Origin of the sequence: Streptomyces sp. NPDC008317, assembly GCF_042955955.1 — a bacterium.
Lineage (GTDB): Bacteria > Actinomycetota > Actinomycetes > Streptomycetales > Streptomycetaceae > Actinacidiphila.
Map to the genome: position 1 here is coordinate 475,058 of NZ_JBIBFQ010000007.1, position 10,782 is coordinate 485,839.

Below are 10,782 nucleotides of genomic sequence, written 5' to 3' on the forward strand. Positions count from 1 at the left end.
GTGGGAGCGGCTTTCACCGTCGGTGAGGGCCCGTGCCGGAAAACCGCTCCCGGTGCGTGCCCTGCTTTCCAGAGTGACCTCGTCCATGCGGTACGGATGCCTGAGAGATTCCGGGGAGGATTTGCTCCTTCGGCGCCTCCGACACTGTCTCGGAGGCTCTCCCGCACGGGGTCTGCGGCCGATCACCAGCCTACCAGCGAGGCGGCGGGACCCGGCGGGGGCGGGGGGCGGTGATCACTGCCCGAGTCGACACCGGCCAGGATGTGCCTTTGGCTGTACCCAGACATCGCTCGTCATTGGTTGGAGGGACCGTGCAGACCGACATCGATCCGCGCAGCCTGATCGGCCGCCGCGTCTTCGACCATGACGGTACGAAGATCGGCACGGTGGACGAGGTGTACCTCGACGACGCGACCGGCATACCGGAGTGGGCGGCCGTCAGGACCGGGCTGTTCACGCGCGACGCGTTCGTACCGCTGGAGCCCAGCGAAGTGGTGGACGACGAATTGCGGGTGCCGTACAAGAAGGCGCTGATCAGGGACGCGCCGGACTTCGGTGTGGGGCGCCACCTGTCGCCGGAGCAGGAGTTGCAGCTCTACCACCACTATGGGATGGACGTGCCGACGTCCGGCTCGGAGCCGCCGCCGCCCCCCGACCGGGACTTCGGGCGGCTCGCGGGCGAGGACTGAGCGTCCTCCTCCCCCTGCCCCACGCCCTCTTCCTCCCCCTGCCCCGCACCCTCTTCCTTCCCCCGGCCCGCACCCGCCGCTTCGCCCGGGTCGAGCGGCAGCGGATCGCGGTGCGCGAGCGCCGGGTCGTCCACGGCGAAGGTCCGCACCCGGCCGGGCACTGTGTCCGAGGGCACCTCGAAGCGCACGGTGACCCGTCCGACCCCGCTTCCCTGCACCCATCCGGAGCCGTACGTCTCGTGCTCCACGTCCTGGCCCGGCCACCAGAGCCTGGCCCGCTCCGGCGCGGGCGGCGGCGCCGAGGGCAGCTCCTCGGGCGCGTTCTCGCCCTCCCCCGCCGCGTGCGCGAACAGATCCTCCTGCGTGAAGTCGGCGAGCCCGGCGACGCCCACCCCGAGCAGCCGCACACCGCCGGTGGTGTCGACGGCCTCCATCAGCCGCCTGGCGGTCTCCCGTACGAGTCCCGGGTCGTCGGTCGGCGCCCGCAGCGTCTCGGAGCGCGTCAGCGTCGAGAAGTCGTATCTGCGGACCTTGACGACCACCGTCCGCCCGGAGCGGCCCGCGCCGCGCAGCCGCTGCACGCAGCGCTCGGCGAGCCGGTCGATCTCGTACCGCACATGGGCGCGGTCGGTGAGGTCGGCGTCGAAGGTGTCCTCGACGGAGATGGACTTGACGTCGCGGTCGGCGACCACGGGGCGGTTGTCGAGGCCGGCGGCCATCGAGTGCAGGCCCGTGCCGTGCGCCTTGCCGAGCAGCCGGACCAGCTCCGGCTCCCCCGCGTGCACGATCTCGCCAACGGTGGTGATGCCCACGCGCCGCAGATGCTCGGCGGTGGCGGGCCCGACGCCGGGCAGGGTGCGTACCGGCATCGGTTCGAGCAGCGCGCGCTCGGTGCCGGGCTCGACGACGACCAGGCCGTCCGGCTTGGCCTGCTCGGAGGCGATCTTCGCCAGCAGCTTCGACCCGGCGAGCCCCACCGAGGCGGTGAGCCCGGTGCTGGCCCGGATCTCGGCGCGCAGCCGCCGGGCGACCGCCCGCGGGTCCGCGCCGTGCCCGCCCGCCTCCAGGTCCACGAACGCCTCGTCCAGGCTCAGCGGCTCTATCAGGGGTGACACCTCGTGCAGCAGCGCCATCACGGCCTCGCTGATCTGCCGGTAGATGCCGAAGCGCGGTACGAGATAGGCGGCGTTGGGGCTGAGGCGGCGGGCGTGGGCCATCGCCATCGCGGAGTGGACGCCGTGGACGCGCGCCTCATAGGACGCGGTCGATACGACGCCGCGGGGGCCGAGGCCGCCGACCACCACCGGCTTGCCCCGCAGGCTCGGCTTCGACGCCTGTTCGACCGCGGCGAAGAACGCGTCCATGTCCAGATGCAGGATCGTCGGCGCACTTCTCACAAGTACCGATCGTGCCGCACGACACCGACAATCGCCGTACACGTGTACGGCACGGCGTCGGTGAGCCGCTCAGACCGCCCGATTGCGCCGCTTCGCCAGCTCGTCGGACGGATTGTCGCCGACCAGGGTCTCGCCGGTGTCCACCCGCTCCCCGTGCATCTGGGACAGCGAACTCTCCACGTCCCGCCAGACCACGCCCACGGCGATGCCGAAGACCCCCTGGCCCCCCTGGAGCAGATCCACCACCTCGTCGGGCGAGGTGCACTCGTAGACCGTGGCACCGTCGCTCATCAGCGTCATCCTGGCCAGCTCCGTCGGCCCGACGGAGCGCAGGTGCCGTACCGCCGTCCGGATGTTCTGGAGCGAGACGCCGGTGTCCAGCAGCCGCTTCACTATCTTCAGGACGACGACGTCCCGGAAGCTGTAGAGCCGCTGCGTGCCGGAGCCGTAGGCGGGGCGGACGCTGGGCTCGACCAGGCCGGTACGGGCCCAGTAGTCGAGCTGGCGGTAGGTGATGCCGGTCGCCGCGCACGCGGTGGGCCCGCGGTAGCCGATCTGCTCGGGCGGTACGTCCTGTGCCGCCCCGCCGCCGCCCGCGTCAGCGGTGGCGCGCGCCAGTGCCCCCTGGGTCGGATACGGGCCGCCGGTCGCCAGACCGTCGCCGGTGCTTCTCACGCCGCCCTCCGTCCCTTCGCGTCCCGGGGCCGCGTGCACGTGCCATCGGGACTTTCCTCTCCGAAGGTAGGCAGTCGCCAGGGGTGCGTCAACGATCGCCACACTCGGCACGCCGAGTGATATTCACCCCACGAGTGGTTTGGCGTGTCCCGGTATCGGGAACGGCTCACTGGTTGCTCGTGCCGAAGTCCTCGGGCGAGATCTGGTCGAGGAACTCGCGGAACTTCTCCACCTCGTCCTCCTGCTCGTCCGGGATCGCGATCCCGGCGTCGTCGAGCACCCCGTCACTGCCGTAGATCGGCGTACCGGTGCGCAGCGCGAGGGCTATGGCGTCGGACGGACGGGCGCTGACCTCCACGCCGCTGGCGAACACCAGCTCGGCGTAGAAGACGCCTTCGCGCAGGTCGGTGATACGGACCTCGGTCAGCGTCTGTCCGACCGCTTCGAGTACGTCCTTGAAGAGGTCATGCGTGAGCGGTCGCGCAGGCGTCATGCCCTGCTGCGCGAAAGCGATGGCCGTCGCCTCTCCCGGCCCGATCCAGATGGGCAGGTACCGATCGCCTCCCACTTCACGCAGGAGCACGATCGGTTGATTGGAGGGCATTTCGACCCGGACACCCACAACGTCGAGCTCGTTCACACAGCAACCCTAGGACGTGCCTGCCGGGTTTGGGTAGTCGGGCACCCCCTGGGCCGGACTTCGGCGGCTTCGTGAAGCCCGGCACAAAGTCGGCACGGGCCCCGCGGGAGACCGCTGAAAAGCCCGTACCCGCCCGGTACCGGCGCCTTTACAGGGCGTGGGAAAAACCGGAAAACCGCTCAGAGGAGCTTGACCCGCAGCGCGGACTGCACCATCGCCGCGTGCAGCCGAACGGAGAGCGCGGCCAGCTCGCGCGCGGTGACCTCGGCGTGGGTGCGCGTCTGCGGATTGCGGTGCCGCCGCAGCGGCGCCACGACCTGCTCCACCAGACCCGCCTCCCGGTCGGCAGCGGCCTTCACCGCCCGCAAATGGCGCGGTTCGAGCCCGAAACGGCCGAGGTCGACGATGAGCCGTCCGATGTTCACCGTGTCGGCGTCGTATCCGCCGTCCCGGCCGGCCTCGACCAGGCCATAGGACTCCCACTGGTCCAGTTCCTCGCCGTCGGCCCCGGTGGCCGCCAGCAGCTCCGTACGGCCGATCCGCAGCTCCGCGGGCGCCTGGGGCTCGATGGCGGCCTCCTGGGCCTCCCTGGACTCCGCGGGACCCGGCAGCGCCACGTGCTCGCCGCGGTCGAGCGCGTCCAGGTGCTCCCTGATCACCCGCAGCGGCAGGTAGTGGTCGCGCTGCACGCGCAGGATGTAGGCGAGCCGCTCGACGTCACGGGCCGCGAACTTGCGGTATCCGGACGGGGTGCGCTGCGGCTCGACCAGACCCTCGGCCTCCAGGAAACGGATCTTGGAGATGGTGACCTCGGGGAACTCGTCCTGGAGCTGCCCCAGGACGGCGCCGATGCTCAACAGCGCGCTGTCGGCGGTGGCGGTGCCGTCTCCGGCACCGCCCTGCGTTCTCGGCATGAACACCTTCCCTGGGGTCCCCCGGACCGGGTCCGGGGGATAAAGAGCTAGATCCCCCGCTGGCTCGCGTAGAAGACCAACCTGTACTTGCCGATCTGGACCTCGTCACCGTTGGACAGCGGCACCGCGTCGATCCGCTCCCGGTTGACGTACGTGCCGTTGAGGCTGCCGACGTCGGAGACGGTGAAGCCGCCGTCCGGGCCGCGGCGGAACTCCACATGGCGACGGGAGACCGTGACGTCGTCCAGGAAGATGTCGCTCTGCGGGTGGCGGCCGGCCGTGGTCAGCTCACCGTCCAGCAGGAAGCGGCTGCCCGAGTTCGGCCCCCGTCGCACGATCAGCAGCGCGGAGCCCATCGGCAGGGCGTCCACGGCCGACTGCGCCTCGGAGGAGAGCGACGGCGTCACATGCTGGCCGGTGACCTCCGCCTCGTACGCCTCGAGGCCCGAGATGGAGATCGTGGAGGTGGTCTCGGACGCGCGTTCCTGCCCGGCCCCTGAACCGCGCAGCGGCGCGCCGCAGTTGTTGCAGAAGCGGCTCGCCTCCGCGTTCGTGTGCCCGCACCGCGTACAAACCGGCAAGCCGAACCCTCCACCCGGGGTTGAGGTTGATGGTTCCCCGAAACCTATGCGGGGGGACGAGGCAGGGTCAACAGGCGCCACGCCGGGGCCACCGGAAAAGTCGCCGCCGCCTTGCTGGTCCTCGTGCCGGAACAGCGGGCGGTCGCCGGACTGGCTCTCCTCCCCGGTGTTCCGCGGAGCACGGTGGCGCGCCGTCGCCGGGTCACCCGACTGCCGCGCGCTCTTGCCGAAAAACTTCCCAAACAACTTCACGGGCGATTCCCCTTGAAAGAAACAGACCCGCCCGTGGGGCAGGACGAACCCTCGCTACACACAGTTTCCACCACACAGCACCCCACAGATGCCCCGACCCCCCGCCTCACTGGGATGACGACCGAGCGTAGTCAGGCTGCTTCGACGGCCGCAAGGCGGACACAACGATCTTCTGCGACCTGACGACATCGGCCGTGGCCTGCTCCTTCTCCAGCGTCTGCACGACCCCGCCCGGGATGTTGAGGGCGGGCTCCAGATCCTGCGGATTTCCGATCACCTTGAACTCGTACGGCTGGGACACCTTGTGGCCGTCGATGAGCACACCGTCCGTACCCTCCGTGAAGTACGTGTCGGCGACGACCCGTACATCGTTGATCTGGATCGCCTCCGCACCGGCCGCCCGGAGTTCCTGAAGGGTGTCCAGGAGCGAGTCTGCCTGGACACCGCCCTTGGGGTCGGAGATCGTCAGCGTGATACCCGGCCCCTGGGCGGCCACCGTGCCCGCCAGGATGCCGAGCTGCTGCGCCTTGGCCTGGGTCTGCTTGAGCGCCTCCGCGGCCTGGTTGGAACTGGTCTCCAGCTCCGACCGCTGGCTCTCCAGACCCCGCTTCTCGTCCTCGAGCCGCTGGGTGCGGTTGTCCAGCTCGGTCAGGATGCGGACCAGGTCCTCCTTGCGCGCGCCGCGCAGCGCGCCGCCGCTGTCGCTCGTGGAGCTGACCTGGATCGCCAGCCCGAGGCCGAGGACGAACAGCAGGACGGCCACGGTGAGCTGGGCGCGTGACAGCCGCGGCGGCCACAGCCCGGCGACCAGGCGCTGCCGCCCGGTGACCGGCGGCGCGGCGTGCTCCGGCTCATGGGCGTGCGCGGCGTGGGCGGGCTCGTGATCGTGCGCGGCGTGGGCCGGGCCGTGCTGCTGGCGGTCCCGCCCGTCGTCCGCGGACTCGTGGTGCTCGTCGCTCATACCGTCGTCACGCCCGGAAGACGTGGCGGCGGATGGCCGCCGCGTTGGAGAAGATCCGGATGCCGAGGACGACCACGACGCCGGTGGAGAGCTGCGCGCCCACCCCGAGCTTGTCGCCGAGGAAGACGATCAGCGCCGCCACCACCACGTTGGACAGGAAGGAGACCACGAAGACCTTGTCGTCGAAGATCCCGTCCAGCATCGCCCGCAGGCCGCCGAAGACCGCGTCGAGAGCGGCGACGACGGCGATCGGCAGATACGGCTCGACCCCGGTCGGCACCACGGGACGGACCACGAGCCCGACCACGACTCCCACGACGAGGCCCAGTACGGCGATCACTTCGAACCCTTCCCTGTTGTGGCGGAGTCCGCCTTCTGCTGGCCGGGGACCGGCTTGGCATACCGCACGATCAGGCTGGGCGCGGCGGCCAGGTGCAGCGTGCCCTGGACGGAGATGCTCGCGCGGATGCCGTAGTTCTGCTCCAGGACGTGCAGGTACTGACCGTCCGCACTGTCCTGGAATGCCGCGCTCAACCGCTCCCCGTCCCCGATCGCCAGCACCGTGTACGGCGGCGCCAGCGGCTTGTTGTCGACCAGTATGGCGTCACCGGCGGCCCGGATGGCGGACAGTGCGGTGAGCCGTTGGCCGTTGACGGTGATCGCCTCGGCTCCCGAGGACCACAGCCCGTTCACCACGCGCTGCATGTCGCGGTCGCGGACCCTGCCGGTGTCGGAGAAGCCGCTGCTCTCCCGCGGGCCGCCTGTGCCGCCTTCTGACGCCTCCTTGGCGTCGTCCACGACCAGCTTGACGCCGGGACCGTCCACCGGAGTCGCGCCCGACAGCAGCTCCACCAAGGCGCTGCTGTCGCCGCCGTGGTCCTCCAGCGCGGCCCGCTGCTCGGCGGCCACGGTGTCGCGCAGGCCGTCCACACTGCTCTGGAGCTTGTCGGCGCTGTCCGTCTCGGTCTTCACCTGGTCGATGAGCTTCTGCCGCTCCTTGGCCTCGGTGGGCGCGGCCACCCGCGTCTGGGCCGCGCCCACCGTGACGACGATGGCGGCGAGTACGAGACCCGCGGCCAGGCCCAGCTTCCCGCTCAGCCGCTTCGGCAGCCTGGAGGTGCCGACCTCGCCGCGGCGCGCGGCGGCCTCCGCGTACCCGTCGTCGAGACTGTGCTCCATGACGTTGGTGAGCAACGACATCGAGGCGTCAGGACGCCGCCGGGCAGCCCCGGGGACGGGGCTGCTCCGATCGGGTTGCTGCTGCGGCATGCCGCACATCGTCGCACGTCGGGGCCGCCACACTCGAATGGCCCCCTCACGGCGCGCCGTTCGACCGAAGGATCAGCGCCCGGCGCTCTCCACGACCTCCGCCCACTCGTCGAGCAGTGCCTCCGCGGAGGTGTCGTCGGGCCCTTCCGCCCACAGATGCGTGACGGCCTCCGCCGGGTCGGGCAGCACCATCACCCAGCGTCCGTCCGCCTCGACCACGCGCACGCCGTCGGTGGTGTCCACCGAGCGGTCGCCCGCCGACTCCACCACGCGCCGCATCACGGAACCCTTGACGGCCCACGGTGTCGGCACGTCCCGCTTGATGACATGAGCGCGCGGGATACGGGCGTCGATCTGGCTGAGCGTGAGCTGCGTACGCGCCACCAGTCCGATCAGCCGCACGAAGGCGGCCGACCCGTCGAAGACGCTGCTGAACTCCGGAATGATGAAGCCGCCGCGCCCGTCGCCGCCGAAGATGGTGCCCTCGGCCCTGCCGACCCTGGTCAGGTCGTCGGGCGACGTCGTCGTCCACTCGACCTGGGTGCCGTGGTACGCGGCGACCTGCTCGCCGATCCGGGTCGTGGTCACGGGCAGCGCCACCCGGCCGCTGCGGCGCTCGGCCGCGACGAGGTCGAGCATGACCAGCAGCGCCCGGTCGTCCTCGATGATCCGGCCCCGCTCGTCCACCAGGGACAGCCGCTCGCCCACGGGGTCGAAGCGCACGCCGAAGGCGGCCCGCGCCGAGGCGACGATCTCACCGAGGCGTACGAGTCCGGCCCGCCGGCTCTCGGTGGTCTCGGTCGGACGGGCCTCGTCCAGACCGGGGTTGACGGTGAGCGCGTCCACGCCGAGCCGTCCGAGGAGGCTGGGCAGCACGAGCCCGGCACTGCCGTTGGCCGCGTCGACCACGACCTTCAGACCGGCGTCGGCGATCCCGGAGATGTCCACGGCCCGCAGCAGCGCGCCGGTGTAGGAGTCGAAGACCGTGGCGGGGAACCGCAGGTCGCCGATCTCGCCGGGGAACGCCCTGCGGTACTCCTGACGGGCGAAGACCCGGTCCAGCTTCCGCTGCCCGGCCGCGGACAGGTCCGCGCCCCGCTCGTCGAAGAACATGATGTCCAGCGAGTCCGGCCGCCCCGGTGAGGTCCGGATCATGATGCCGCCCGCGCTGCCGCGCGCGGTCTGCTGCCGTGCCACGGGCATCGGCACGTTCTCCAGGTCGCGCACGTCGATCGCGCTGGTCTGGAGCGCGGAGATCACCGCCCGCTTGAGCGCACGCGCACCACGTGAGTGGTCACGCGCGGTGGTGACCGTCGCGCCCTTCTTCAACGTGGTCGCGTACGCGCCCGCCAGCCGTACGGCCAGCTCGGGGGTGATCTCGACGTTCAGAATGCCGGATACGCCTCGGGCGCCGAACAGATGCGCCTGCCCGCGCGACTCCCAGATGACCGAGGTGTTGACGAAGGCGCCGGCCTCGATCGTCTTGAACGGATAGACGCGTACGTTGCCGGCGATGTTCGATTCCTCGCCGATCAGGCACTCGTCGCCGATGACCGCGCCGTCGTCGATTCGCGCGGCCCGCATGACATCGGTGTTCTTGCCGATGACGCAGCCGCGCAGATTGGTCTGCTGGCCGATGTAGACATTGTCGTGGATGACGGCCTTGTGCAGGAAAGCGCCTGTTTTCACGACCACATTGGAGCCGATGACGCTGTGCTCGCGAATCTCGGCGCCCGCCTCGACCTTGGCGTAGTCGCCGATGAAGAGCGGGCCGCGCAGGATGGCGTCGTGGTGCACCTCGGCGCCTTCCGCGACCCACACGCCGGGGGAGATCTCGAAGCCGTCGATGTCGACGTCGACTTTGCCCTCGAGTACGTCGGCCTGGGCCTTCACGTAGCTCTCGTGGGTGCCGACGTCCTCCCAGTAGCCCTCGGCGATGAAGCCGTAGACGGGCTTGCCCTCCTTCATGAGCTGCGGGAAGACGTCGCCCGACCAGTCGACGGACACGTCGGCCTGGACGTAGTCGAAGACCTCAGGCTCCATCACGTAAATGCCGGTGTTCACCGTGTCGGAGAACACCTGGCCCCAGGTGGGCTTCTCCAGGAAGCGTTCCACCTTGCCTTCGTCGTCGACGATGGTGATACCGAATTCGAGGGGATTGGGGACCCGGGTCAGGCAGACCGTGACCATGGCTCCCTTCTCCTTGTGGAATTCGATCAGCTCGGTGAGATCGAAGTCCGTCAGGGCATCACCGGAGATCACGAGGAAGGAGTCGTCCTTCAACGCCTCTTCGGCGTTCTTGACGCTTCCGGCCGTCCCCAGCGGCTTCTCCTCGTTGGCGTAGGTGAGCTCCATTCCAAATTCTTCGCCGTCCCCGAAATAATTCTTCACCAGGGAGGCGAGGAACTGGACAGTCACCACCGTCTCAGTGAGTCCATGCCGCTTGAGCAGTGTCAGAACATGCTGCATGATCGGGCGATTCACCACTGGCAGCAGAGGTTTGGGCATGCTCGAGGTCATTGGGCGAAGGCGAGTGCCTTCACCGCCGGCCATGACAACCGCCTTCATGTCGGAACGTCCTCCTCGTGACTCAGTCAGCCGTGGTGTCCGCCCGCACAAGTCGGCGGACCTGCACCACATAGAGGATCCCTGCCCACCAGTACAGGGTTGTACCCCAACCTGCGAACGCCCAGCCGAAAATAGACGCCAGTGTCGCAAGCCATCCGCTTCCGTCGCTCAGGAGGAGCAGCGGAAAGGCGTACATGAGGTTGAAGGTAGCCGCTTTCCCGATGAAGTTCACCTGGGGAGGTCCGTACCCGTGCCTCCGCAGAATCAGCAGCATCACCGCCATCACGGCCTCACGGGCGAGCAGCAGGACCGTTACCCACAGTGGGAGGATGTCGCGCCATGTGAGTCCTACCAGCGTGGACAGTACAAACAGCCGGTCGGCCGCGGGATCGAGAACCCGGCCGAGACTGCTGACCTGATTCCACCGCCGGGCCAGCTTGCCGTCCAGATAGTCACTGATGCCGCTCAGGGCGAGTACGAGCAGCGCCCAGCCGTCAGCCTTCGGTCCGCCGAACTCGGGCCACAGAATCAGCCACAGGAACACGGGTACGCCCACCAGGCGGGCCATACTCAGGATGTTGGGGATCGTGAAGATCCGATCCGTTTGCACCCTTGTCTCCTGGACCTCCACCGGGGCCCCTCCTGTATGTATGTCCTGACGTTTCGGGCCAGACTCTACCGCAGACGCAAAAGAGGCCCGGCGTCGGATCCTAAGATCCGAGGCCGGGCCTCTTCCATAAAATTGTTCGGCGGTGTCCTACTCTCCCACAGGGTCCCCCCTGCAGTACCATCGGCGCTGAAAGGCTTAGCTTCCGGGTTCGGAATGTAACCGGGCG

Annotated in this window: 11 protein-coding genes, 1 rRNA gene and 1 riboswitch; of the genes, 1 reads left to right on the top strand and 11 read right to left on the bottom strand. The window is 69.4% G+C overall.

Features of this window, described 5'->3' with window-relative positions; genetic code table 11:
* Window positions 1-78: 78 nt before the first annotated feature.
* A riboswitch (glycine riboswitch) is annotated at window positions 79-174 on the bottom strand.
* A 137-nt stretch (window positions 175-311) separates the two neighbouring features.
* Window positions 312-689 (top strand): PRC-barrel domain-containing protein, encoded by a 378-nt coding sequence (locus ACFY9V_RS24745; RefSeq protein ID WP_355335723.1) that lies wholly within the window; start codon window positions 312-314, stop codon window positions 687-689.
* Here ACFY9V_RS24745 and ACFY9V_RS24750 read toward each other — a convergent pair.
* The 11 genes from ACFY9V_RS24750 to rrf all read right to left on the bottom strand — a co-directional run.
* Window positions 605-2,086 (bottom strand): DNA polymerase IV, encoded by a 1,482-nt coding sequence (locus ACFY9V_RS24750; RefSeq protein WP_391162931.1) that lies wholly within the window; start codon window positions 2,084-2,086, stop codon window positions 605-607. The two genes, ACFY9V_RS24745 and ACFY9V_RS24750, sit on opposite strands and share 85 nt — an antisense overlap.
* A 69-nt stretch (window positions 2,087-2,155) precedes the next feature.
* Window positions 2,156-2,761 carry a MerR family transcriptional regulator gene (locus tag ACFY9V_RS24755; protein WP_355335727.1) on the bottom strand — a complete coding sequence of 202 codons (606 nt, stop codon included), beginning with the start codon at window positions 2,759-2,761 and terminating at the stop codon, window positions 2,156-2,158.
* Window positions 2,762-2,927: 166 nt separating this feature from the next.
* On the bottom strand, window positions 2,928-3,401 hold the full coding sequence (locus ACFY9V_RS24760; RefSeq protein ID WP_031518684.1) for a bifunctional nuclease family protein: 474 nt from the start codon (window positions 3,399-3,401) through the stop codon (window positions 2,928-2,930).
* 179 nt (window positions 3,402-3,580) lie between these two features.
* A complete protein-coding gene (locus ACFY9V_RS24765) occupies window positions 3,581-4,315 on the bottom strand; it encodes a MerR family transcriptional regulator (RefSeq protein WP_355335731.1) in 735 nt (244 codons plus the stop codon).
* A 47-nt stretch (window positions 4,316-4,362) separates the two neighbouring features.
* Window positions 4,363-4,896 (bottom strand): FHA domain-containing protein, encoded by a 534-nt coding sequence (locus ACFY9V_RS24770; protein WP_355335734.1) that lies wholly within the window; start codon window positions 4,894-4,896, stop codon window positions 4,363-4,365.
* A gap of 358 nt (window positions 4,897-5,254) precedes the next feature.
* Entirely contained in the window at window positions 5,255-6,109 is an 855-nt protein-coding gene (locus tag ACFY9V_RS24775) for a DUF881 domain-containing protein (protein WP_391051113.1), read from the bottom strand.
* A gap of 7 nt (window positions 6,110-6,116) precedes the next feature.
* Window positions 6,117-6,449, bottom strand: a complete 333-nt coding sequence (locus tag ACFY9V_RS24780) for a small basic family protein (RefSeq protein ID WP_033175851.1) — start codon at window positions 6,447-6,449, stop codon at window positions 6,117-6,119.
* On the bottom strand, window positions 6,446-7,387 hold the full coding sequence (locus ACFY9V_RS24785; RefSeq protein WP_391051111.1) for a DUF881 domain-containing protein: 942 nt from the start codon (window positions 7,385-7,387) through the stop codon (window positions 6,446-6,448). Before ACFY9V_RS24785 ends, ACFY9V_RS24780 begins: the two co-directional genes overlap by 4 nt.
* Before the next feature lie 63 nt (window positions 7,388-7,450).
* Window positions 7,451-9,946: a mannose-1-phosphate guanyltransferase gene (locus ACFY9V_RS24790; protein WP_355335743.1), complete on the bottom strand. Its 2,496-nt coding sequence runs from the start codon at window positions 9,944-9,946 to the stop codon at window positions 7,451-7,453.
* A gap of 22 nt (window positions 9,947-9,968) precedes the next feature.
* Window positions 9,969-10,577: a CDP-alcohol phosphatidyltransferase family protein gene (locus ACFY9V_RS24795; RefSeq protein WP_355335745.1), complete on the bottom strand. Its 609-nt coding sequence runs from the start codon at window positions 10,575-10,577 to the stop codon at window positions 9,969-9,971.
* A gap of 113 nt (window positions 10,578-10,690) precedes the next feature.
* Window positions 10,691-10,782: ribosomal RNA gene (gene rrf, locus ACFY9V_RS24800) — 5S ribosomal RNA — on the bottom strand; the annotation flags it as partial.

Coding starts and splice junctions, on each gene's coding strand:
- ACFY9V_RS24765 (WP_355335731.1), bottom strand. CDS start 4,315: ATGCCGAGAACGCAGGGCGGTGCCGGAGACGGCACCGCCACCGCCGAC.
- ACFY9V_RS24775 (WP_391051113.1), bottom strand. CDS start 6,109: ATGAGCGACGAGCACCACGAGTCCGCGGACGACGGGCGGGACCGCCAG.
- ACFY9V_RS24785 (WP_391051111.1), bottom strand. CDS start 7,387: ATGTGCGGCATGCCGCAGCAGCAACCCGATCGGAGCAGCCCCGTCCCC.
- ACFY9V_RS24790 (WP_355335743.1), bottom strand. CDS start 9,946: ATGAAGGCGGTTGTCATGGCCGGCGGTGAAGGCACTCGCCTTCGCCCA.